23 protein-coding genes are annotated in these 21,693 nt (G+C 64.8%); 10 read left to right on the forward strand and 13 right to left on the reverse strand.

Features of this window, described 5'->3' with window-relative positions:
* Positions 1 to 59: 59 nt before the first annotated feature.
* On the reverse strand, positions 60 to 2,174 hold the full coding sequence (locus tag PQR67_RS10515; protein ID WP_408457972.1) for an ATP-binding protein: 2,115 nt from the start codon (positions 2,172 to 2,174) through the stop codon (positions 60 to 62).
* A 224-nt stretch (positions 2,175 to 2,398) separates the two neighbouring features.
* Entirely contained in the window at positions 2,399 to 3,013 is a 615-nt protein-coding gene (locus PQR67_RS10520) for a GNAT family N-acetyltransferase (protein ID WP_408457975.1), read from the reverse strand.
* A 320-nt stretch (positions 3,014 to 3,333) separates the two neighbouring features.
* On the opposite strand from PQR67_RS10520, the gene PQR67_RS10525 reads away from it, so the two are divergent.
* Positions 3,334 to 3,675, forward strand: a complete 342-nt coding sequence (locus PQR67_RS10525) for a hypothetical protein (protein WP_408457977.1) — start codon at positions 3,334 to 3,336, stop codon at positions 3,673 to 3,675.
* A gap of 69 nt (positions 3,676 to 3,744) precedes the next feature.
* On the opposite strand, the gene PQR67_RS10530 is transcribed toward PQR67_RS10525, so the two are convergent.
* The 11 genes from PQR67_RS10530 to sctU all read right to left on the reverse strand — a co-directional run bounded on the left by PQR67_RS10530 (position 3,745) and on the right by sctU (position 13,397).
* Entirely contained in the window at positions 3,745 to 4,212 is a 468-nt protein-coding gene (locus tag PQR67_RS10530; protein WP_408457980.1) for a CesT family type III secretion system chaperone, read from the reverse strand.
* Positions 4,213 to 4,370: 158 nt separating this feature from the next.
* Positions 4,371 to 4,523: a hypothetical protein gene (locus tag PQR67_RS10535; protein ID WP_217361938.1), complete on the reverse strand. Its 153-nt coding sequence runs from the start codon at positions 4,521 to 4,523 to the stop codon at positions 4,371 to 4,373.
* Positions 4,524 to 4,654: 131 nt separating this feature from the next.
* On the reverse strand, positions 4,655 to 4,897 hold the full coding sequence (locus PQR67_RS10540) for a type III secretion protein (protein ID WP_408457982.1): 243 nt from the start codon (positions 4,895 to 4,897) through the stop codon (positions 4,655 to 4,657).
* A gap of 19 nt (positions 4,898 to 4,916) precedes the next feature.
* Positions 4,917 to 6,173, reverse strand: coding sequence for a secretion protein (locus PQR67_RS10545; protein ID WP_408457984.1), 1,257 nt, complete (start codon positions 6,171 to 6,173; stop codon positions 4,917 to 4,919).
* A gap of 158 nt (positions 6,174 to 6,331) precedes the next feature.
* Positions 6,332 to 7,282 carry a hypothetical protein gene (locus PQR67_RS10550; protein ID WP_408457986.1) on the reverse strand — a complete coding sequence of 317 codons (951 nt, stop codon included), beginning with the start codon at positions 7,280 to 7,282 and terminating at the stop codon, positions 6,332 to 6,334.
* Positions 7,279 to 7,542 (reverse strand): type III secretion system export apparatus subunit SctS, encoded by a 264-nt coding sequence (gene sctS / locus PQR67_RS10555; RefSeq protein ID WP_064266295.1) that lies wholly within the window; start codon positions 7,540 to 7,542, stop codon positions 7,279 to 7,281. The genes PQR67_RS10550 and sctS overlap by 4 nt, the downstream gene beginning before the upstream one ends.
* A gap of 30 nt (positions 7,543 to 7,572) precedes the next feature.
* A complete protein-coding gene (gene sctR / locus PQR67_RS10560) occupies positions 7,573 to 8,223 on the reverse strand; it encodes a type III secretion system export apparatus subunit SctR (protein WP_120348858.1) in 651 nt (216 codons plus the stop codon).
* Complete coding sequence (sctQ, locus tag PQR67_RS10565) at positions 8,207 to 9,418, reverse strand: type III secretion system cytoplasmic ring protein SctQ (protein WP_408457990.1); 1,212 nt, start codon at positions 9,416 to 9,418, stop codon at positions 8,207 to 8,209. The genes sctR and sctQ overlap by 17 nt, the downstream gene beginning before the upstream one ends.
* A gap of 118 nt (positions 9,419 to 9,536) precedes the next feature.
* Positions 9,537 to 10,187, reverse strand: coding sequence for a type III secretion system protein SctP (gene sctP, locus PQR67_RS10570; protein WP_408457993.1), 651 nt, complete (start codon positions 10,185 to 10,187; stop codon positions 9,537 to 9,539).
* A 10-nt stretch (positions 10,188 to 10,197) separates the two neighbouring features.
* Entirely contained in the window at positions 10,198 to 12,282 is a 2,085-nt protein-coding gene (sctV, locus tag PQR67_RS10575; protein ID WP_408457995.1) for a type III secretion system export apparatus subunit SctV, read from the reverse strand.
* 26 nt (positions 12,283 to 12,308) lie between these two features.
* Entirely contained in the window at positions 12,309 to 13,397 is a 1,089-nt protein-coding gene (gene sctU, locus PQR67_RS10580; protein ID WP_408457997.1) for a type III secretion system export apparatus subunit SctU, read from the reverse strand.
* Between the two features lie 434 nt (positions 13,398 to 13,831).
* On the opposite strand from sctU, the gene PQR67_RS10585 reads away from it, so the two are divergent.
* From PQR67_RS10585 to PQR67_RS10625, 9 genes are all read left to right on the forward strand, one after another.
* Complete coding sequence (locus tag PQR67_RS10585; RefSeq protein WP_408457999.1) at positions 13,832 to 14,431, forward strand: HrpB1 family type III secretion system apparatus protein; 600 nt, start codon at positions 13,832 to 13,834, stop codon at positions 14,429 to 14,431.
* 29 nt (positions 14,432 to 14,460) lie between these two features.
* A complete protein-coding gene (locus PQR67_RS10590; protein ID WP_408458001.1) occupies positions 14,461 to 14,850 on the forward strand; it encodes a type III secretion protein HrpB2 in 390 nt (129 codons plus the stop codon).
* Positions 14,851 to 14,886: 36 nt separating this feature from the next.
* Positions 14,887 to 15,681, forward strand: a complete 795-nt coding sequence (gene sctJ / locus PQR67_RS10595; RefSeq protein ID WP_408458281.1) for a type III secretion system inner membrane ring lipoprotein SctJ — start codon at positions 14,887 to 14,889, stop codon at positions 15,679 to 15,681.
* Positions 15,681 to 16,394, forward strand: a complete 714-nt coding sequence (locus PQR67_RS10600) for a type III secretion protein HrpB4 (RefSeq protein WP_408458003.1) — start codon at positions 15,681 to 15,683, stop codon at positions 16,392 to 16,394. The genes sctJ and PQR67_RS10600 overlap by 1 nt, the downstream gene beginning before the upstream one ends.
* Positions 16,379 to 17,161 (forward strand): type III secretion system stator protein SctL, encoded by a 783-nt coding sequence (gene sctL, locus PQR67_RS10605; protein ID WP_408458006.1) that lies wholly within the window; start codon positions 16,379 to 16,381, stop codon positions 17,159 to 17,161. The genes PQR67_RS10600 and sctL overlap by 16 nt, the downstream gene beginning before the upstream one ends.
* Positions 17,162 to 17,180: 19 nt before the next feature.
* Positions 17,181 to 18,560 carry a type III secretion system ATPase SctN gene (sctN, locus tag PQR67_RS10610; protein ID WP_408458008.1) on the forward strand — a complete coding sequence of 460 codons (1,380 nt, stop codon included), beginning with the start codon at positions 17,181 to 17,183 and terminating at the stop codon, positions 18,558 to 18,560.
* A gap of 5 nt (positions 18,561 to 18,565) precedes the next feature.
* Positions 18,566 to 19,084, forward strand: coding sequence for a type III secretion protein (locus PQR67_RS10615; RefSeq protein ID WP_408458010.1), 519 nt, complete (start codon positions 18,566 to 18,568; stop codon positions 19,082 to 19,084).
* Between the two features lie 19 nt (positions 19,085 to 19,103).
* Positions 19,104 to 19,919 carry a type III secretion system export apparatus subunit SctT gene (gene sctT / locus PQR67_RS10620; protein WP_408458012.1) on the forward strand — a complete coding sequence of 272 codons (816 nt, stop codon included), beginning with the start codon at positions 19,104 to 19,106 and terminating at the stop codon, positions 19,917 to 19,919.
* Positions 19,920 to 20,207: 288 nt separating this feature from the next.
* The gene (locus PQR67_RS10625) at positions 20,208 to 21,662 is read left to right on the forward strand and encodes a helix-turn-helix transcriptional regulator (protein WP_408458015.1); all 1,455 of its coding nucleotides are present in this window, start codon (positions 20,208 to 20,210) and stop codon (positions 21,660 to 21,662) included.
* The last annotated feature ends 31 nt before the right edge of the window (positions 21,663 to 21,693 follow it).

Below are 21,693 nucleotides of genomic sequence, written 5' to 3' on the forward strand. Positions count from 1 at the left end.
CGAGAGCCCGCGGGAAACAGCGCGAAGCGAACCGATGAGCTGAAATGCGAAGCTGCGGCCTAGGTTTCCCCAGCCCGTTGCGCGGTTTTCCAGTTGGCTTGCGCGATACGATCGTAAGAGGCCTGCAGGTCTATCGCACGTTCGAGTTCCCCAGCCCTCGCCGAACACACGATCAGTCCGATCAACGCATGCTGCCGGTAGGTATTGTCGGCGCAGGCATTGGCCAATTCATAGGCTTCCTGCCAGGCGTTCGTCACCTCGTCGAGCGGCACCTGGGTCATCGCCAACGCGTGCGCCAGTGCTACGCGCAGACGCATTTCGTCGCGTATGCGGCGCGGCGTGCCGGCCTCCACGCGCGCGAGCGCGGCGCGGATCGTGCGCAGGTACTCATGGGTAAGCGACAGCGCACGCCATAGCGTGGTGGACGATTCGATCAAGGCAATCGCGCCTTCGAATCTGTCATTGCGCAAGGACCAGTCGAGCGCGGCGCGCAGATCCTCGATATCGGCGCGATCCAGCACCTCGCCAGGCTGGCGGTCGCGGCGCGTGCGGCCTGCGGCCAGGCGCGGCGCGAGGGACTGCGCATGGGCCGCCGCGGCCAGGTCGGACTCGCCCGCCTGGGCGAGCGCATCGCGGGCGAACAACTGCACGGCGCGGGGCAGGCGCAGCGTGGTTTGCGCGTCGCCTTCGACCTGCTCGATGAGCCCTGCGTCGAGCAGATCATCAAGAGATGCCTCGGTGCCGCGTTCGGCGTGTACGGCATTCGCATCGTTGCCGTCATGCGATGGCGAGCATTCCGCCAGCAGGCGGACCGCCGAGCAGCGGGTAAATTCGCCATTGAAAACGCTGAGCCGCCGGAAAATTGTGCGGGTTACCTCGGGGAATTCAGCGGTGTACAACTGCAGTGCTGCGGCAACCGGCGCGAGTCGGGACAGTGGCAGGTTGGGTGTGCCGGCGCTGCGCGCCATCAGGTCGTCCAGATCGCGAGCGAACGCGAACAACGTGGCGTCGAGCGTGAGTCGCGCGCGCATGCGCCGCTCGATGGCCGAGGCGGCCAGTTCGAGCGCGAGCGGTACGCCATCGAGGCGCCGCGCGATCAGCGCAGCCATCGCGAGCGTGTTCGGGGCGAGACGTCCGGTGTCGAAGTCCGACAGTGGCTGCAGGTCGGCCGCCGTACGCTGGCGCAGCGGGCGTTGCTCGTGCGCGTGCAGCAGCAACGCGAGCCGGGCGAACAGCAGGCGCAGCGCATCGAATTCCCGCGCTTCGCCGGCGCTCACCTTGACATGATCAGGGGTGCGTAGCGGTCCGAGCGCCACGACATGCTCGCTCGCCATGAATAGAGGCGCGGTCCCGGTGACGATTACCCGCAGCCCCGGGGTTGCGGAAACGAGCCTGTCGAGCAGATGGGCCGTGGGCTCGCGCAGCGGCTCGCTGCAATCGACGATCAGCAGCAGCCGGCGTGCGCAGATCGTCGCAAGCACGCGCTCGAACACCGGCATACCCTGCTTCGGCGCGATTCGCATGGCGAGCGCCCAGGTGTCGATCAGGCTGTCCGCCGGCACGTGCGGTGGCAGCGTGATGATGAATACGCCGTCGGGGACATACGCTGCCAGCCGTCGTGCGGCTTCGTGTGCGAGGCGCGTCTTGCCGAGCCCAGGTGTGCCGGTCAGCGTGACGACGCGGGCTGTGGACATGAGCCCGAGCAGTTCGGACAGCTCGGCGTGCCTGCCGATAAACGTCGTGAGACGCACGGGCATGCGTAGTGGGGGCGGCTCCAGCGATGCCAGTGCAGAAGGACTCGTGCCTGCAACTGCCGGCCCCTCCGGTCCAGACGCGGCGGCTTCGGCATCGAGCGTCTGCGCGCGGCCGGCGAAGCGGTAGCCGTATCCCGGCACGGTTGCGACCAGATCGCGATCGTTGCCCAGCGCACGGCGCAGCGCGGATACCTGGGCCTGCACGGTATTGGCTTCGACGTTCACGCTCGGCCATGCGCGCTGGCCGAGTTCGGCGAGCGGAACCGGCCGCCCTTCGGCCTCGACCAGCGCGAACAGGAGTTCGAGGGCGCGACCGCTGATCTCGACGGTGACGCCGTCGACGGTGAGCCGCGGCGGGTTCTGCGACAGCCGGTAGCGGCCGAAGGCAATGACCGGCACCGTAGGCCGCGTTAACGACATCGTGGATCTCCAGCAGGGATGGGCGGAGCGGGACGGCGGGTGGCGCATGCACGGAATGCGGCCGCGCGGCGCTGCCCTCGGCGTCGACATGCACGCGCGTGCCGACTCGGCGCGAGGAGCGCGCAATGAAATGCCGCAAGCTTATGGCGTGTCGAGCGGATGAGCAAGGAGAGCTTTGTCAAATCCTCAGGCTGTGCCGTAGCGTGCGAGCCGCGCTTGCCGGATCACGCCGGCTCCCATTCGACGTGCTCGGTCAACCACGCCGCCGCTGCCGTCGCGGGTGGCGCGATCAGCGGACGGGTCATCGCGTACAGGTAACTATCGCCGGCAAGGAGCCCCAGATTCGGCCGGCACTCGTGATTGATCAGCTTGGCCTCGAGCGTGAAGCCGAGTCGCTCCATGCTGCTGTGCGCATCGCCATCGACCGCGCAATACGCGTAGATACGGAAAATCGGTGGCTGGGCCAGCAACCATTTGAGCAGCTTGCGCAATGCGTAGAGGCCGGCGCGTCGCCGTCGCGCGCCGCCGTGGCGGCTGATGACGACGCCCAGTTCGGCGCGCGGCGGCCGTGGGCGCAACTCGATCAGGGCGGTAAGCCGGCCGCTTGACTTGTCCTCGAGTACCCAGCGAATCAGCGTGCCGTCCTGCCAACCCCGTTGCGACTCGTCGATGAACGTCAGGGTCTCGTCGAGCGAGACGTGGCAGCGACAGCACAGATAACGCGTCGTCCCGGGATCGCCGAGCATTTCGTCGAAGAGCATGGCGGCGTCGCGTGGTTCCGGCGGGCGCAGCAGCAATTCGTCGGACTCGATCAATTCAGGAGGACGAAACTGGGACATTGGACGGCTCCACGCACAGTAGATGGATCGATTGTGTCGGATGCCTGACATGGTCCACCGCCGGATCGCGAAGCAGCACGCACAAGCGCGAACGTACGGCAACGATGCCACGACGCTCGCCGGTGCCACGCGCGTGGCCGGTGTGATCCGCCTGGTCAATTTTATGGCGCGACGCACAAAGGCACGCGTCGTGAACCGCTTCGGATGACACCTCCCTCCTTCGCATGACGGGCCATGCGCGTGTCGGTGTTTCGCTATAAATGGCGGACCCGTGCGCGGGTTGGAAGTAGGTCGCACGGTTTCCAGCGAGGTTCAGTGCAATGACGAAGATCGATAGCTTGTCGGTTGGTGGTGCATCGGGTGGTACATCTGAGAACGGCGCGCCGCTCGCTCCCACCGGGAAAGCCGCCGTTGCGGCACCCACGCAAACGAAACCTGGCGCGGCGCTCGTTGCGCTGAAAGACGTGAGCACGCAGCGCTCCGGCGCTTCATTCCGTACGTCTGCAACGCCCGAGGTGCCGCAGCCCGCGCCACACGGTCCCTCAGGACTGGCTCAACTCGCAGGCAGCATCTTTCAGCAAGCCGGGAGAGACGCGGAAAAGCTCGCGGGTGTCGCGACGAAAGCCGCTGACGTCATCCTCGAAGCCTCGCGCAAGGTCTGACTATCAGGTAGTACGCGGGGTAGTGCGCAGGATAGTCCGCGGGGCCAGGCTCGCGCTCGCGCACGAGGTTCACGCGCGCAACCACACGTAGTCGCCCGCGGCCACGCCCTCGAACATCTCGTCGGTGGATTCGATGATGTTCTGCCGCCAGTAGCGCCCATGCTCCGCGTAATGCGCCAGCAGATCGGCAAGCACGGCGCCGTCCACGTCGTAGGTCATCGGGACGCGCAATACCAGCACGATGCCGCCCGTATCGGTGTCGAGACCAAGTTGCGCCTGGTCCTGCGCGTAGATCAGCAAATTCGCCTCGAGCATCAGCCGGAACACGGTGAGTGTGCGTCCGGTGGTGACCGTGCCATAGTGGAAATTGGCGTAGATCGCCTCGAGGTCGTTCTCGAAGTGTTCCAGTTGGACGTCGAAGCCCTCGACTTCGATCGAGCGCGTGCGCAACACGTGCTCGGCGTCAGCGAGCCCTACCGTACTGCAGAGATCGCGGACCAGTTGCACATAGCGCTCGGAGCTGTCTGTGGTGTCCAACTGTGGTGTCCAGGAGATTCAGGCCGCCGCGGCCGGGCCGGCAAAAAAGAGCGAGCGGCATGCGCGAAACGCGCAAACCGCCCGGTGTTGCGAAGGGCAGCAGGCAGCCATCGGAAAGACTCGCTGTGCGGCCTGCTGCGGATCGTAGCCGACCCGCGTCAACCCTGGTGCTGGGATGCCTGGCTGAGATTGCTGCCAAGCGTCTTCATGATGTTGCCGACGGCGCCGGCCTCGGACAGCTCCTGCTGATCCTTGGCTGAATCCAGGGTGGTTGCAATCCCCTGGGCCGTCATGCCATCCATCGCACCCATTGCTGCTCCGCTTAAAGCCATAAAACCTCCTCGGTCTAGATGAAAAGTTTGCCGTCTTGCACATTCTCTCGAAGCATGTGCCGTGCAAAACCAGCCTGGTGCCCGGCGCGGCGCGCCGGTAGCGAGCGCCCTCAAGCCACGCCGCGTTTATCCTGCAGGTGCGACACGATCCGGCTGGCAGCGAGCAGGCCGCGATACAGTTTCGCGAGATTGTTGCGATCGACCTCGGTTGCGCCGGTCGCCTCACTGATATTTTTGGCCGTGGCCTCGAGCGCCGTGCGGATCGCAGCGAGCCGTGGACCGCCCGCCGGATCGTCGAGCATCTTCTGCAAATTGTTGAAATCGGCGGCACAGGTTTCGAGTGGTTCGTACATGTCCATCCTCTCCAGAGTTTCACTTCGTCGGCAACGGCGTGGGCGCCGCGGTGGGAGCGGGGCCGGGGTCACCGACTGGCTGCATGACGCCGGCCGCGGCGCCTGATTTGACGGTAGCGGGCAGCGCATCCGAGGCCCCGTCCGCGTTGGCCAGCGTATCGTCGCCGGCGGCGCCCGCCGTTGACGATGCCGGCGTTTCCGGCATCGCGTAGATATGCTTCACGCCGTCCGGCGTTTCCGCATAGCGCACATCGTCGGACGACATCAATTCCGAAAACGAGGGCGGCAGCGGCGCGCCTTCGTTCGATTGCGCGACCCGCATGCGCAACGCCTTCACGTTGTCGCTGAGGTCGCGGCGGATACGCACGAGGGCAGTATCCACGTCGGACGGATTCGCTGCCTTGCCCGTGACGTCGAATGCGCCGTGGCCCGCATACTCCACGTGAACGCCCTGCATGCCGAGCGAATCCTCGATGTTGCGCGTGTCGTTCTGCGCGATATCGTAGTGACGCAGCACCGGCGTCGACGAGACACGCGCGAGCAGCTTTCGCACGGCGGCGTCATCTTCGGGGCTGGCCACCATGCCGCTCACGGTGACGCTCGAACCGTGAGCCTGCGCGTGCAATTCGTTCATATGCGCCGCGGCAAGCGCCGTGTTGACCCGTTGCGCAAGATCGCCCGCATCGTGCGGCAGCGCCGCTCGGCTGACGATCGTCGTCATCAATACCGAGCCGATCACGATCACCGCGCTCAGCATCGCGCAGCCCAGCACGATGCCGACCAGCTTGCGCTGACGCGAGCGCTCCGCTTCGCGGCGCGCCTGTGCGGGCTTGATGAGCAGCGTCGACAGCAGGTCGAGATCGCTCGGCCAGGCGGTATCGGGCCAGCCGATGCAGATCACCGTATCGCCGAACTGCATCGGCACGTAGTCGACGAGCAGCACCGTGCTGGTGTCGGGCACATCGGGCCTTTCTACCGTCCCCACCGCCACTGCATGCTCGTCCGTCTCCGATTCCGCTTCCGCTTGCGGCACACTCGCCGCCATGCCACCGACGACGCCCAACGCCAGTTCGTCGCCCGGCACCGCTTCGGACCCCGGCGTAACCGAGCGCGCGCTGACGGTGCCGCTGTCGTCCACTGTCAGCAGCAAGTCGGCTCCGCGCCAGTCGGAGATGCGGATGTCAGCATCGTCGTCCGCGCCGATCCGATGCGCGCCGGCAGTCAGACGCAGTTCCGCGCCCGCGTGTACGCCAGTCAGGATCCGAAGCAGTTTCATCAGGTGGCGATTGGTTGGTCGAACGGCTGCAGCGCGCGGGCATGTCCCGCAGGCTTCACGCGCTTACTCTAGCCCGTCAGTGTGGCATCTCCGCACGCAATGCGAAGCCGCTAGCGCCTATGCGAATTTGTGCGCTGCGATGTGCATGCGCGGTGGCGTCAGCGCTGCCCTTTACCGCGCGCGAGCGCGCCGGCGCGCAGCAAACTCAGTCTGTTGACCGCGCCGTCACGCTGCGCAGGCGGCATGGGGCTTTCGGCGCTCAGCAGGAACAGGTATTCGAGAAGATTGAGCCGTTGCACGCGGTTTAACTGCGCTCCGGGCGTGCCCGAAACCGAATGAGCGGGCGACGCTGACGCAGTGGTGGCGGGGCGTGCATCGATGGAGCGTGCGGGCTCTTTGGACAGCGCCCGTCGGCTGCCGCTGCGATCGATCATCAACTGGCGCAATCCGGCAGGATTCCCTGGTTTAAAGGGCGCATCGCGCAGGGCCGCACGCGCATCGGCCATGAGTTCGTAGAGGTGCGTGTCGAACTCGGCGTCCGGATGATTCGCCATATCGTCGCGCACGTCCCGCAGCCCGTCGCATAGACCGCCGCGCACTGCGTCAGCCCGCTCGGCGTCGTTCGAACAGGTGGCCGCGAGCGTCTGCAAGGCACCCGGCGTGAGTGGTTGCGCGGCGATGCCCACGCGCACACGCACGTTCAACGGCACGGCGCCTTCGCTGTCATGCTGGCCATCGTGCGACTGGCCGCCTTGATCACCGCCGCCGTGGCCACCGCCCCCACCTCCACCGCCGTCGCGCGTCACGCGGCGGCTCTCTTCGTGCGCGCCGCCTTCGCCGTCTCCGTCATCGTCCACGCTGCCGCTGCCATTCATGCGGGTCCGGCGCAAGGCGGCGCGCCGCCGCCTTGCCTGCAGTTCGGCGAGCTTGCGGTTGCGCAGTGAGCCGCGCGCGCCTGGCTGTGGCTTTGGCGTATACGCGAAGCGGGTCGTGCCGCGATAGAGGGCGGCATGCCGCGCGACGTCCTGCTCGTTGCCGGCACGCCCTGTCTCATGCGCGCGAGTGAGGTTCGCGGTTTCTGCTTGCGATGTTTGCGAAATGCGCGTCATTGCGGTACTGCTGCCTGCATCACTTCATTGGCGAAATGCAGGATCGCCGCGGCCGAAAACGGCGCGGCGATCACGATAGCGACGGTCACGGCGATCAGCTTCACGCCATGCGACAGCGTTTGATCCTGCATCGACGTGATGGCCTGCAGAAACGAGACCGCGAGCCCGACAACGGCGGCGACGATCACGATCGGCAACGACACGAACATGCACAGCAGCATGCCCTGCGTGGTGAAACGAACGAGTGTGTCGATATCCATGCGCTCAGTTCCTGCGTGGCGGGCCGGACGCTACCGGTAAGTCATGACGAGACCGTGGATGAGGGTCGACCAGCCGTCCATCACGACGAATAGCAGCAACTTGAACGGAATCGCGACGTTGGTCGGCGTCACCTGGTTCAGACCCATCGCGAGCAGCACGTTGGCGATGATCAGATCGATCACGATGAACGCGATATACAGCAGGAAGCCGATCTTGAACGCATCGGTGAGCTCGCTCAGCGTGAAGGCCGGGGCCAATACGATCAGGTCGTTTTCATGCAGGCTGTTGGCGGCATCCTTCGGCCACACGACGTTCGCGGAGCGGATAAAGAAGCGTTTTTCGCGCTCGTTCGCGTGCTTCTCGAGGAAGGTCCGGAACGGCTCGCGCGCGGCGCTGAACACCTGGATCAGTGCCTGAGTCGGCTGACCGGCGATTTGCTGGCCTTGCAGCGATTGAGCGGCGCGCATGCCGACAGGCGCCATCACATACAGCGACACCAGAATCGCGATGCCGTTCAGCACCATGTTGGGCGGCACCTGCTGTACGCCAAGCGCATTGCGCAGCAGGCCGAGCACGACCACGATTTTCGCGTAGGAGGTCACGACCATCGCGACAAACGGCACGAGGCTGATCGCGATGACGACTAGCAGTAAACCGGTAACGTCACTGAACTGGACCATCGCCGTGCGCCATCCGCAAGATTCGTACGCCAAGATGTTCACCGACCGTCACGAGTTCGCCGTAGCCGATGGTCTGGCCATGCGTGACTAGCTTCAACTGGGCCTCGGCAACCGGGGTCGGCAACTCCAGCACGTAGCCGGGACGCAGCGCGTAGAGCTGCGATAACGGCAGCGCAACGGTGTCGACTTCGAACTGAACCGGTAGATCCAGCTCACCGATCTCGATGGGGTTCTCCGGTTGATCGGGGACGAGCGAATCGTCGAGGCGAACTGGATCCAGTTCATCGGTCATGGTCGGCTCCTTCGTGATGGAAAGCATGCGCCCGTCGATCGTCACGGGCGCATGCAACCGGGTCAGGCCGGGTGTGCCCCACGCAGCAATCGCCGTGGCCCCGGCCGGCAGTGCCGTATCGGCGGCGAGCGGCAGCAGGCCGCTGACGAGCGAGCGCAGCAGAACGTCGCCCGGCATGAGTGCGCGCAATGTCTCGACCGGCAGGCGCCGTGATCCGAGCACGGCACGCCCCGGGATGAGGCAATCCGCCAGGCGGGCCCGTCGGGCGACGGATTGACCGGCTCGCGCGAGCGCTGCATTGGCGAAGTCCGTTGCTTGCGTCGCGTGCAGGTCTTCAAATGCGCCAAGCAGCGCGGGGGGAACCGTAAGCTCGGCGGCATAACGGCGTCCTTCGAGCGTGAACGACAGCGCAACCGGTGCGGCATCGGCCGGGAACAGGCGTGCCGGTATGCCTCGCAGCAGTCGCGCGATACGGAGTTCGAGCCCGAGCGCCGCCAGCCGCTGCAACAATGGTTCGAGCAACACGCCCGCCACCGCGAGGCGCAATGCGCGTTGCGCGTCCGCCAGCGGCACCGCGCTGCTCTCTCCAGGCCACGCTGCGATGTCGAGCGAGGGGTGTGCGGCCAGATCGAACGTCACGTAGACGGGACCCGCTCGATGCAGGAGTTCGAGCACACCGGGTTGAACGAAGCGTTCGCTTGCCGCAGCGGCTGCATCACACAACGCCGCCTGCCATCCGTCGATACCTGGCAGGCGCTGCACGGCCCACGCCGTACGCGCGTCGCAGACGAATCGCGCAGTACGCGCGGCGACCGGCGACACTGCACGCAATGGCAGGCGCGGCGCGGGTGCGTCGAGAGCACGGACGCGGGCCGGCTGCGCTTCATCGTGCCGGGCGTGCATGTCTGACCGCCTGTCGGCGCGTTCGACACTCCCCGGCATTTCAGCGATCGGATAACCCATGCGGTGGCGGTAGAAATAGGATGGGTGCGTCTGCACGAGCACCTGGGCATGGCGGATATCACCAGACCGTCAACTCGATATCACGCGGCGCGCCCCATGCCTTCAACAGCGAATCGATCTCGCGTTCGAGCATGGCGCTGTGGTTCAACAGTAACTGCTTTGTTTCCATGCTCGAGGTATCGAACCGAAGCGAAAGCCTGAAACACGAAAGTGACAGGTACAGCGTGGTGTCGGGCAGCACGGCCTTGTCGAGCGGCATCTGGACTTCCCAGTTGCCGGCGTTGCCGATGGCCGGATCGGAGCAGAACGCGGTGACTTCGTTGGCGAGCGAGGTGGCCAGTTCGAGGAATTGCCCCTGCGTGCGAAACAGTGCGTCGACCACCGGCAGGGTCGCGCCGCAGACGCGTTGCGCGACCGCTTCTCGCTGACTGGCCGCCGCCTGGTCGCTGATGTCAGCCGCTTGATCGGCGCTGTCGTCGCGCTTCTCGTCGTCATGCGACTCGAACATCCGCGGGCGGCCACCGCCGGATTCATCGTTATCGCCCGCCACATGTCCGCTACCGGTGTCGTGCGAGCGGGCGGCCAGACGCTGCATGCGTGTCCTGCGCGCGAGGCCGGCATAGTCGAAGGCGCGCACCCGCGCATCGTCGGCTTTCTGCTCGGCTGCCATGTCGCCGGGGATGATGCGCAGTGAGCGGGATTCGATCATGAGCGTCGCTTCAGATGGTCACGCGGCCAAGCGGCTGCAACTCGACATGCTCGCCGAGTTCCTGATACGAATAGACCGACAGCCAGTCGAGCCGCGCTTCGATCATGCGCCGCACGTAGCGGCGAATGTCCATCGAGGTGACGAGGGCCACCCCTTCGCGCGGCACCTGGCCGACGAACGACTGGATCTTGTCGACGAGGAAATTGGCTTCGTCAGGCGGCAGCGCCAGAAAGTTGCCGGTGGGTGTCTGTTTGATTGCCTGCCGGATGTGCTGTTCGACCGGCAGGTCGAACAGCACGGCGGGCAGTTGCCGTGTGCCGCCCGATGCGCGATGCGCGAGAAAACGCGCGAGATCGCCGCGCACATACTCGGTGAGCATCAGCATGTCCTTCTCTTTCGCACCCCAGACGATCAGGCTCTCGAGAATGTTCCGCAAATTACGGATCGGAATCTGTTCTTCGAGCAGTCGCCGCAGCACGTCGGCGATCCGCTGAGGTGGCAGCACCTTTTGCACCTCGGCGACCAGACCGGGGTATTCCGCATTCTGCTGGTCGAGAATCCACTGGACCTCCTGAATGCCCAGGAACAGCGACGCGTGACGCCGCAACATGGCAACGGAAGCATGGGCGATCACCTGTTCCGCGCGCCATGCGGGTATTTTGGGCGGGAGCGATTTTTCGTCGAGCCACCAGGTCGGGCCCGGGCCGCCGTCGAGCCCGCGGCGCTGCTCGCCGCGCTGGATCAACGCGGCGATCTCCGCCTGCAAGGGCTCGTTTTTGCCGATCGACATCGAATCGGGCAGCATGACCTTGCCCGGCGGCAATTCGATCGCACAGTACGGCACGTCGTGCATCAGCAGTTCGCAACTGGACGGAGGCAGGGCATCGCTCGTCCACATCGTGATGCCCGGGAACGGTAAGCCGAGGTATTCCTGCAAACGCGTCCGTTCAGTTTCGAACGACTTGTCGAGCGCGGCGGTGGACAGGCGCGCCACGAGGTCCGGCGAGATCCTCACGCCGAGCGGAGACGCAAACTGCGGCGGCCGCATCAGAATGGCGGGCACATCGATCTTCGAGCCGGCGCGCTGCATGGCGTTGACGGTCTCGCTGGCATGCGTGCTCGAAGCAGGGGAGCGCTTGCTCAAACGATAGCCGCAGAACGCCAGCGTGCTGGACAGCAGCAGGAAGAGCATGGTCGGAAAGCCGGGTACCGCCGCGAAGCCGAGCAGCAGGACGCTCGCGAAATAGAGCGCCCGGTGGCTGGTGGAGAGCTGACGGCCGATCTCGTCGCCGAGCGAAAGCGGTTTGACGTCGCGCTCATCGGAGACGCGTGTGATCATCACGCCGGCCGCGACAGACAGCAGCAGCGACGGAATCTGCGAGACCATCGCGTCGCCGACGGAGAGCACTGAGAACCGGTTAGCCGACTCGCCCGCGGACATGTCGTGATAGGCAACGCCCACCGCAATGCCGGCCACGATGTTGATCATCGTGATGATCAACCCCGCGATGGCGTCGCCTTTGACGAATTTCATCGCACCGTCCATGCCGCCATGCAACTGGCTTTCTACCGCCAGGGTGGCGCGCTTGCGGCGTGCTTCTTCGGGCGAGATGATGTTGGCGCGCAGATCGGCGTCGATACTCATCTGTTTGCCCGGCAGCGCGTCGAGCGTAAAGCGTGCGCCGACTTCGGCCACCCGTTCCGAGCCTTTGGCGATCACGATGAACTGCACGGTGGTAATGATCACGAAGACGACGAGTCCGACCACCAGATTACCGCCCACCACCAGTTCGCCGAAACTCTCGATGATATGGCCTGCGTCGGCGTGCAGCAGGATCGACTTGGTGGACGCGATGTTGAGGGAGAGGCGATAGAGCGTGGTGAACAGCAGCAGCGACGGAAACACCGACAGCGAGACGACGCTCGGCACGTACATGGTGATCATCAGCAACGTGACGCTGATCGTGATGTTGATGGCCAGCAGAATATCGATCAGCGCCGGCGGCAGCGGCAGGATCATCAGCGAGATGATTGCCACGACCAGCAGCGCGATGCCGATTTCCCCGCCCGCCGGCAGCTTCAGTGACTTGAACATCTCGAACCTCTCGGTATTGCGTGACGTCAGTGCAGCGAGGAGGCCGCATCTTCACCGGATGCGGACTGTTTTTTCGCGCCGATCGCCTCGACCCAGCGCAGGATCGCAGCAACCGTTTCAAAGAGTTCCTCGGGAATCGGTTCGTCGATGCCGACCTTGTAGAGCGCTCGCGCAACCGGCGGATTGCCGATGATCGGCACGTTTGCCTGCTGGGCGAAGCGGCGCAATTGCGCGGCGCTCTCGTCCATCCCTTTGGCGGTCACGAGCGGCAGCGGATGCTCGCCGGGCGCATAGCGTATCGCTACCGCGTAGTGCGTCGGGTTGACGATGAGCGCGTTGGCAAAACCGACCCGCTGCTGGGGCGCGGCAGAGCTCGCGAACTCACGCGCGAGCCGTTTGCGCTCCCCCTTGATCTTCGGATCGCCTTCCTGTTGCTTGTGCTCGCGTTTGACCTCGTCTTTCGACATGCGCATCTTGCGGATGAACATGACGTGCTGAAGCTTGACGTCGGCGCTGCCGATCACGACGAACACCGCCGCCGCGATCGAGCACAGCTTGAGAATCAGGTCCCAGAACATCTTTGATAACTGTGGCAGCGGCTGATATAGCGAACCGACAATGAGTGGCAGCATCCATCTGATCGTCCACCACATGACGACACCGATGATGACGGCCTTGATGATCATCTTGATCAGCTCGATCACCGTGCGCCACGAGAAAATCCGCTTGAAACCGTTGATCGGACTGGCATTCATCGGATTGGGCACCACCGGTTTGGTGGCGACCTTGAAGCCGACCTGAGGGACCAGTATGGCCATCGCCGCCACCGCGCCGATGAGCACACACGGCACCACGACCAGCAAACCCTGGCCACCGAGGCTGTATAGCTTGCCCAACAGATTGGGCAGTGAGTGATCGCCGGCGACGAAACCCAGCGCGGTCACAACGATCGCGCGAAACGCGCCCGCGAAGGTGCCCGAGGCGAGCAGCAGCACGCCAATTACCGCGGACATCGTGACGGCATCGGTCAGATCGGTGCTCTTCGATATCTGGCCTTCCTTGCGCGCGTCCCGGAGCCGCTTCTCGGTGGGCTGTTCGGTCTTTTCTTCACTCATCGGACATCTCGGTGAACGGGCGGAGGGCCTGGGGCGGATGCGGGTACGCGCTTGCAGGTGCGATACCCGGTCCACCTCGACAAACGATGATATCGGCGCGCTTGCACAACGCGCGCGCTGGACACGAAGCGGCCACGTCGCAAGCGAAGCGCCGGACGGACAGTGCGGACCGTGCCGCCCTGCGCCGATGTTGACGCGGGCAGGCACGGCCTATGCTGTCGAGCACCGCCTGTGCGAAGCAGGCGAACGCGCTTCGCACAGGTTGCGCTTGCTTCGCGTCGCCTCCGCAGCGGCGACGCCCCTCCAGGTATCGTCCGCATATCGACAGATCGAGGTGTCGGCGTGGGCGGCGTCTGTGGGATAGGGCGCGAGCGCACCGCAGTGCATCGGTCTCGTGTAATCGGTCGGCATTCACCTTGCGGGAGCTCTGCGTCATGAGTGTTACTTCGACGAACTATCTGAACTGCAGTCAGGACATCGTCAGTGGCCTGATCGAAACGGTTTCCGCCGTGCTGCTCAACAATTTCCCGGTGCTTGAAGTCGATCCCTACGATATCGAGCTCGTGCTCGATGCGCTGCGCGTGCTGCGCCCGAAGATGGCGGAACTCGAAACGGTCGACGCCGTCCTGCATATGCAGCGCGGCAATTGGGACGATGCGATTCAGGTTTTCCACCGGGTCATTGCCGACGCGCCGCGCTTTGCCTACGCCAAGGCGCTGCTGGCATTCTGTCTGTCGGCCAAGGGCGATCCGAACTGGCGGCGCAGTGCGGGCGAGGCGATGGAAGACAATCCGGACCGCAATACCCGCAGGCTGGTGCGCGCGCTTGAAGCGCGCGACGATCTGCGCGCGGCGGTGCGTACCTATCGAAGCGGCGGAAAGTTCGAGGTGCCGATGTCGATCGCGACACTCAGCGAAGAAAGCGATCAAAGCGACGAGAGCACCGAGAACGACGGCGAAGCCGCCAGGATATGCGCGAAGCCTGCCGCGGCGACGGCGGAGGCGATTCCCCAACACCACTATCTGCGTATCTGAGCCACGGTTCGTAGCGCGGGAGACCGGTCATGAGCGTGTCCGTCACGTCAAAGCAGATTGCGGCTGCACTTGAGAAGAGCGCGGCGCAGTCCGCTGCGGATCCCTCCATGCAGCAACTCGGCGACAAGTTCAAGTCGCTGATGCAGCATCCGCGCATGGAGTCGCCGTCGCACGGCCAGAACGACGGCACCAATGTGGTCTCGAAGCTGGTCGCGTCGCAGGACGCGGAATTGCAGCATTCCGTCGACGACGTGGTCAAGCTGTCCGACCACGCCCCTGACATGTCGATGCAGGAAATGACGGCCGCCACGATGAAAGTGACACTCGAACTGGCGAGCACGCAGCTCGATATGGAAGCGAAGATGAGCGTCGTCGATTCGTCGAAATCGTCGCTCGAAACCCTGATGAAGAATCAATAGCGCATGGCCGCGACGAATCTCGATACGGTGGGCGCGATGCGGCACTGGCCGCGGCGCGGCGCGGCGTGCGCGATGCTCGCGCTGTGCATGGTGCTGGCCGGATGCCAGAAGGAGCTCTACGGCAACCTGTCGGAGCAGGACGTCAACGAGATGGTCGTCGCGCTGCTGGAACAGGGCGTCAATGCGACGAAAGCGAGTTCGGACGACGGCAAGACCTGGGCGCTCGACGTCGACCAGAGCCAGATGGTCCGTTCCATGGAAGTGCTGCGCGCGCGTGGTCTGCCGCACAGCAAGTATGACGACCTGGGCAGTCTCTTCAAGAAGGACGGCCTCGTGTCGACGCCGACCGAGGAGCGCGTGCGCTTCATCTACGGCTTATCTCAGGAGCTGTCGTCGACGTTATCGAAAATCGACGGCGTGATCGTCGCGCGAGTCCAGATCGTGTTGCCGAACAACGATCCGCTGGCGCAGCAGATCAAGCCTTCGTCGGCGTCGGTCTTCATCAAGTACCGGCCCGACTCCGATGCCAGCACGCTCGTGCCGCAGATCAAGACGCTTGTGATGCACAGCGTTGAGGGGCTCACTTACGACGCGGTCAGCGTCACCGCGGTGCCGGCCGATCCGGTAGACCTGTCCCGTTTGCCGCAGGCACAGTCGTCGCCGTTGCCGATGATCGTCGCGGCGGCGTTGGTGTTCCTCGTGTGCGCAGCGGCCCTTTTCGTGTGGATGAAGCGTGGCGTACCGGTGAACTTCGCCGCGCGTGGCCTTGGTGCGCGGCTTAACGCGCTGCTCGCACGGCTGCGGCGTGTCAAACCGACAACCTCCGCCTGATGACCGTCTCGACTGCGATTCCCTTTGCGCGAACGGCGGCTGCGTTTGCTGCGTACGAGCGCAATGCCCGGCAGGCAGTGTGCTGGGTCCATCGGTCATGGCTTGCTGGCGCGCTGGGTGTCGAAGCCGGCGCGCTTGACGGTCTGTGTGCCGCACTGGCGACGGCGGCGCATGCGCAGGTTGAAGCGTGTTCGCTCGCGCTGCTGCGCACGCTCGGCGTAGAAGCCCCGTCCTTCGACGCATTGCGCGCCCCTAATCTTGCCGTGCTCGACGCCTTGCCGCCGCAGTGGGGGCTGCGGGTGTTGCGGATGCGCTCGCTCGCCTTGCGCCGTGCCGATGTGCGGCGTCTGATCGACAAGCGCAATCGCATGCAGTTGTCGGAATGCGTGGGCGTGCCGCTCGACCGGCTCACCGGCGGCACGGCCGGTACGGCAAACGCGCCCGATATCACGCGGCTGACCGCGCGCGGCCTGCTGCCCGCACTGGACCGTCTCGACGCCGACACGCTCGCGTACGAAGGCTACGCGTTGATGACACGTGACACACGCAGCGTCGCCACGCCTTTTGCGTTGCTGCGTCTCGCGTTGCCGCGCGATCTTCCGGCGTCGCCCTGGCTCGATGACGGCGGTCGCGAACTCGACGCGGACGGCACGGCGCGGCTCGTCGCGCGCTTGCCGGAACTGCTTCCGGAGTGGGCATGGTTATTTGGTTGAGATCGGACCGGGAGATGCGGGATGCGGCGATTGCGCGCGTCGGGGCCCACGCTGACGTGATTCCGCGCGCCACCTTCGGCGCGCTGCTGGAGATCGACGAAGCGTATGCGCAACTCGCGGCTGATTGCGAAGCGGCGCTCGCGCAGGCCCGCGACGAAGCAGCGGCTATCGTCGATACAGCGCGACTCGAGGCGCAGGCGATCCTCGCGGCGGCGCGGCGCGAGTACGACACCGCGGCCGAACACGGCTACCGTGACGGCGAGCAACAGGCACTGGCGGACTGGGTCGAACGGCTCGCCGATGCGGGAGCCGAGCAGCGGCGCACGCAGACGAGAATGCGCGAACGCCTCGCTGAGATCGTCACCGTCGCGGTCGAACAGATCGTCAATGTGCAGGAATCGGATCTGCTGTTCGAGCGGGCCTTGACAACGGTCGACAGGATCGTCGAAGGGGCAACCTATCTGAGAGTTGCCGTCAGCCCGGGTGACTACGACAAGGCCTGCGTCGCCTTCGAACGTTTATCGGCGCGCTGGCGCGAACTGGGCCGCCCGTTCCCGCTTTCGGTGGTGGCGGACAAGCGGCTCGAGGCGGGTAGCTGCATTTGCGAATCCGATTTCGGCGCTATCGACGCGAGCCTTGCGACCCAACTGCGCGCGATGCGCTCCGCGGTAGCACGCGCACTCAAACTGTCGGCGAGCGAGGCGCGCGAGGATGACGTTGCCTCAGCGTTCGACGATGAACCCGCTGACGCCGACGGCGCCCGCTAACGGTAGCCGGCCCCGCACGATGAACTCACCACGCCCAATTCCCGATGAACGGCCCGACGGCCCGCGCGCGCGGCGGCTGCTCGATGTCGAGCGCTTGACCGACGCGATCGAGCAGGAGATTCTCTCGACCCGCAACATTGCCCGCAGCGGCAAGGTGCTCGAGGTGATCGGCACGCTCGTGAAAGTCGCCGGACTCGATGTGACGCTGGGCGAACTTTGCGAGCTGCGCTCGGCGAGCGGCGCGCTGTTGCAGCATGCCGAGGTGATCGGCTTTACACGTGACGTCGCGTTGCTGTCGCCGTTCTCGCGGCTGGCCGATATCTCGCGATCCACCCAGGTCATCGGGCTCGGGCGGCCGCTTTCGGTGCGCGTCGGCGACGCGCTGCTGGGCCGCGTGATCGACAGCCTCGGCCAGCCGATCGACGGGCTGGGGCCGATCGATGCCGAGGATGAAAGGCCGATCTTCGCGAGTCCGCCTGATCCGATGAGCCGCCAGATGATCGATGCGCCGCTGGCGACCGGCGTGCGCGTCGTGGACGGCATGATGACCCTGGCCGAGGGACAGCGCATGGGCATTTTCGCGCCTGCCGGCGTCGGCAAGAGCACCTTGCTCGGGATGTTCGCGCGCGGCGCGCAGTGCGACGTGACGGTGATCGCGCTGATCGGCGAGCGCGGCCGGGAAGTGCGCGAGTTCGTCGAACTGATTCTGGGGCCCGAGGGCATGGAGCGCTCGATCGTGGTGTGCGCGACCTCGGACCGCTCGTCGATCGAACGTGCGAAGGCCGCGTACGTGGCCACCGCGATCGCCGAGCATTTCCGCGATCAGGGGCGCCGCGTGCTGTTGATGATGGATTCGCTGACCCGCTTTGCCCGTGCGCAGCGCGAGATCGGACTCGCGGCGGGCGAGCCGCCTGCGCGGCGCGGCTTCCCGCCGTCGATCTTTGCCGAACTGCCGCGTCTGCTGGAACGGGCCGGCATGGGCGCGACCGGTTCGATCACCGCGCTCTATACGGTGCTGGCGGAAGACGATTCAGGCAGCGACCCGATTGCGGAAGAGGTACGCGGCATTCTCGACGGCCACATGATTCTGTCGCGCGAGATCGCGGCGAAGAACCAGTACCCGGCGATCGATGTGCTCGCGAGCCTTTCGCGCGTCATGCCGCAGGTGATGTCGCGCGACTACGTGCAGGCGGCGGCGCGGGTGCGTGAGTTGCTGGCCGGCTACCGCGAGGTCGAGATGTTGCTGCAGATCGGCGAATACAAGCCAGGCGGCAATCTGCTCGCGGATGAAGCCATCGCCAAGATCGATGCGATCCGGGCATTCTTCTCGCAGGCGACCGACGAATTCGCGGCACCTGAGGATACCGAGGCGCAGCTCTTCGCGCTCGCCAGCGGGTGACGCCTATGGGAGTCAGTGTTGCCGACCGGCGCATTGCCGCGCTGTGCCGCACGATCGAACGCCGCGTCCGGCTCGAGAAAGGCTTGCGGGCGACCTTGGCGACCCAGCGTGAAGCACACGCGCGCATCGAAGCGCAGCGTGACGACAAGCATGCAACTGTGCAGCGTGAGCGCGATCTCCTGCTGGCATGCCATGAGCGTATCGCCCAACTGATGAGCGGCGGCAAGGCGTTCGCGCTGGCGGAGATGAACGCCAGCATGCGCCACGCGGAGACCGTCGCGGACCGGCTGCGGGCCGCCGAAGCCGAACTCGCTACGCTGGAGCAGGCCGTGCAGGCCAGGGCCCTCGAGGTCGCCGCGACCTTGCGCGCGATCGCGAACAACCGCGGCCGGATCGACATCTGCACTCAGCGCGTCGTGGAGATCAGGCGGACCGTGGCCCATGCCGCGAGCGACGCCGCAGACGAAGAAGCCGAAGAAGCCGCGCTCGCACGCATGCGCTTCAACGCGCGCTCCACCGTATGACACGACGCCGGGACCCAGGATGAATGAAGCCCTAACGACGCTCCCGCAATTCGGCACCACGCTGATGGACTACCTGATGGTGCTGGGCGTCTGTTCTGTGCGGCTCTTTGTGATGCTGTACATTTTTCCGCCCACGGCCGACGGCATCCTCCAGGGTGTCGTACGCAACGGCATTGTCTTGCTGTTCAGTTCGTTCATCGCTTATGGACAACCTGCGTCGCTCGTCACTTCGCTAACCGGCGTCACGCTGATCGAAATCGGTCTGCGCGAAGGCATTATCGGACTGGTGCTGGGCTTTGCCGCCTCGACCGTGTTCTGGGTGGCGGAAGCGGCCGGCACCTATGTCGACGATCTGACCGGATACAACAACGTGCAGATCACGAATCCGCTGCGCCAGGATCAGTCGACGCCGACCGCGACGCTGCTTTCGCAGGTGGCGAGCGTCGCCTTCTGGACGTTCGGCGGCATGACGTTTCTGCTCGGCGTGCTTTACGAGTCGTATCACTGGTGGCCGCTGACGTCGAACACGCCGGTGGCGGCGAACGTTCTCGAGAGCTTCGTGCTGACGCAGACCGATACGCTGATGCAGACCACGGCGAAACTCGCGGCGCCGATGATGTTTGTGCTGCTGCTGGTCGATCTTGCTTTTGGCTTCGGTGCGAAATCTGCGCAAAAACTCGATCTCGTGACCTTGGCCCAGCCGGTCAAGGGCGCGTTGACCGTGTTGATTCTGGCGCTGTTTGTAGGGGTTTTTGTCGATCAGGTCAAAGATCAACTGGTATTGACGAGCCTTGGCGGACAATTACGCTCTATCGCCGACGAGATGAAGAAATAGCCTATTTTTCGTAGGGCGCCGGGCACAAAAAATAATCCAACACCTGCCGAGCCATCCTGGACAAGGGCCAACGCTCGCGCAAATCTCAACAGCTCTCAAATCCTCAAGCGCGGTCAGATTTGTTGAAAATTCGCGTGACCCATTTCTATACATTGGGGCAACGCGGTCGCCGGTCACATTGTCATTCACGTCGCTGCATCTGTGGATTCCTGTCCAGGCATCAGCACCGCATGTCATGCATTCATGCCGGAACTCACCGGCGTGCGTGCATCTACGAGGAGTCGAACAATGTTTCTGACGCTTTATTTTCCACTGGCTGCGGCGCTCAGCGTGCGGGGCCTGCCGGAAGGATTTCTCGACAAACTGCTGGAAGGCAATCTCAACGCGGCTCGCACCCAGGCAAACCGCTGGGCCGAAGAGGTGCAGCAACGTACCGACATGCCCTGGCTTCTGCAGATCTACGCCGACATGCAGATGACACTCGGCATTGGTGACGAAGCGGAGGAACAGTATCGCCGCGCACAGAAGGCGATTCGCTCGCCACGTGAGGCGATCCGCGCGGCTTCGTGCCGCAACGTCGGCTGGCAAGCGTTGTTTCGCCATCGGTTTGCGACGTCGTTGTCGTGCTTCGCACGGGTTGTCGACGAAACCGGTATCGAACCGGTGCAGCGGCTCGAAGCGCGCTTCGGCATTGCGTGCGCACTGTACGAACTGGGGCAGTCGCGCGATGCATTCGACGCGCTCGACGAACTCACGGCAATGGCCGCGTCACCGGGTGAGGGCGGTTCGGCGGCATGGCGCGACGTCCTCGCGACCCTGCGTTTCGATGTCGCGGTTCAACGTGAACTGCGTTCCTCCGTGCTGCTGAGCGATCACGTGTATTGGCAATCCGGCATGACCGACGAACGCGTAGCGGGCAGTGGCGACGCCAGCATGGCCGCCGATCTTCACGAGACCGAGGCGCTGCGCGTACAGATACCGCTGCTGCGGGAGCGGATCGGTTATCTGCAGCAATTGCGTGCCTTGATGAAGGGTGAACGTGACGCGATGAGCGGCATTGGCTTGCATCTGAACTGGGCCCAGAACGCTGGACTGCACGAGTACCTGCGTACGACGCGCTTCGAAATTGTCCTCGCCGCGCTCGCGTCGGATGCGCCGCAACTCGCGGAAACCATGCTGGAGCCACTGCATCGAACCGATTACGCTGCCTCGACAGGGCATCGTCAACTCGAGTATCTGTACTGCGTTGCCAAGGTGCGCCAGGTGCAGGGGCGCACGCTCGAATCGATGCAGCTATACAGCCGCTACGCCTTGATCACGACGCAATGCTTGCGCGACGATGCCCCGGCCATCGCGCCGTTCGCGAACCGGGCGGCGCGGCACGCGGCGCAACTCGACGACGTGGGCGCACGTTTGCCCGCGAAGTACCGGCGCGCCTATCGCTACCTGCAGGAGAATCTCGATCGCCACGATCTCTCGGTGCGTGAAGTGGCGGCGGAAGTGGGGGTCACGGAGCGTGCGCTGCAAAGCGCATTCAAGAACTTCCTTGGCCTGTCGCCGACTGAGCTGATCCGGCGGCAACGCATGGAGCGCATCCGCGCCGAACTGCTGCAAGACTCGTTCACGAGCGATCGCAGCGTGCTGTGCGCGGCCAACAAATGGGGCGTGCAAAACCGCTCGACGCTCGTCAGCGGCTATCGCAAGCAGTTTCACGAAGCGCCGTCAGAAACGCTGGGGCGATAGGCCCGGGGCTTTCGTGCCGGCGGCGCCGGTT

Source organism: Paraburkholderia fungorum, assembly GCF_046026025.1.
GTDB classification, from domain to species: Bacteria; Pseudomonadota; Gammaproteobacteria; order Burkholderiales; family Burkholderiaceae; genus Paraburkholderia; species Paraburkholderia fungorum_E.

What these genes read in the sequence shown, in the direction of transcription:
- sctV (WP_408457995.1), bottom strand. Translation starts at nt 12,282, where the DNA reads ATGTTCAAGTCACTGAAGCTGCCGGCGGGCGGGGAAATCGGCATCGCG.
- sctT (WP_408458012.1), top strand. Translation starts at nt 19,104, where the DNA reads ATGAATGAAGCCCTAACGACGCTCCCGCAATTCGGCACCACGCTGATG.
- sctJ (WP_408458281.1), top strand. Translation starts at nt 14,887, where the DNA reads ATGCGGCACTGGCCGCGGCGCGGCGCGGCGTGCGCGATGCTCGCGCTG.
- sctN (WP_408458008.1), top strand. Translation starts at nt 17,181, where the DNA reads ATGAACTCACCACGCCCAATTCCCGATGAACGGCCCGACGGCCCGCGC.
- PQR67_RS10535 (WP_217361938.1), bottom strand. Translation starts at nt 4,523, where the DNA reads ATGGGTGCGATGGATGGCATGACGGCCCAGGGGATTGCAACCACCCTG.
- sctS (WP_064266295.1), bottom strand. Translation starts at nt 7,542, where the DNA reads ATGGATATCGACACACTCGTTCGTTTCACCACGCAGGGCATGCTGCTG.
- PQR67_RS10525 (WP_408457977.1), top strand. Translation starts at nt 3,334, where the DNA reads ATGACGAAGATCGATAGCTTGTCGGTTGGTGGTGCATCGGGTGGTACA.
- PQR67_RS10625 (WP_408458015.1), top strand. Translation starts at nt 20,208, where the DNA reads ATGTTTCTGACGCTTTATTTTCCACTGGCTGCGGCGCTCAGCGTGCGG.
- PQR67_RS10520 (WP_408457975.1), bottom strand. Translation starts at nt 3,013, where the DNA reads ATGTCCCAGTTTCGTCCTCCTGAATTGATCGAGTCCGACGAATTGCTG.
- PQR67_RS10550 (WP_408457986.1), bottom strand. Translation starts at nt 7,282, where the DNA reads ATGACGCGCATTTCGCAAACATCGCAAGCAGAAACCGCGAACCTCACT.
- PQR67_RS10615 (WP_408458010.1), top strand. Translation starts at nt 18,566, where the DNA reads ATGGGAGTCAGTGTTGCCGACCGGCGCATTGCCGCGCTGTGCCGCACG.
- sctL (WP_408458006.1), top strand. Translation starts at nt 16,379, where the DNA reads ATGGTTATTTGGTTGAGATCGGACCGGGAGATGCGGGATGCGGCGATT.
- sctU (WP_408457997.1), bottom strand. Translation starts at nt 13,397, where the DNA reads ATGAGTGAAGAAAAGACCGAACAGCCCACCGAGAAGCGGCTCCGGGAC.
- PQR67_RS10515 (WP_408457972.1), bottom strand. Translation starts at nt 2,174, where the DNA reads ATGTCGTTAACGCGGCCTACGGTGCCGGTCATTGCCTTCGGCCGCTAC.
- PQR67_RS10545 (WP_408457984.1), bottom strand. Translation starts at nt 6,173, where the DNA reads ATGAAACTGCTTCGGATCCTGACTGGCGTACACGCGGGCGCGGAACTG.
- PQR67_RS10540 (WP_408457982.1), bottom strand. Translation starts at nt 4,897, where the DNA reads ATGTACGAACCACTCGAAACCTGTGCCGCCGATTTCAACAATTTGCAG.
- sctP (WP_408457993.1), bottom strand. Translation starts at nt 10,187, where the DNA reads ATGATCGAATCCCGCTCACTGCGCATCATCCCCGGCGACATGGCAGCC.
- sctR (WP_120348858.1), bottom strand. Translation starts at nt 8,223, where the DNA reads ATGGTCCAGTTCAGTGACGTTACCGGTTTACTGCTAGTCGTCATCGCG.
- sctQ (WP_408457990.1), bottom strand. Translation starts at nt 9,418, where the DNA reads ATGCACGCCCGGCACGATGAAGCGCAGCCGGCCCGCGTCCGTGCTCTC.
- PQR67_RS10600 (WP_408458003.1), top strand. Translation starts at nt 15,681, where the DNA reads ATGACCGTCTCGACTGCGATTCCCTTTGCGCGAACGGCGGCTGCGTTT.
- PQR67_RS10585 (WP_408457999.1), top strand. Translation starts at nt 13,832, where the DNA reads ATGAGTGTTACTTCGACGAACTATCTGAACTGCAGTCAGGACATCGTC.
- PQR67_RS10590 (WP_408458001.1), top strand. Translation starts at nt 14,461, where the DNA reads ATGAGCGTGTCCGTCACGTCAAAGCAGATTGCGGCTGCACTTGAGAAG.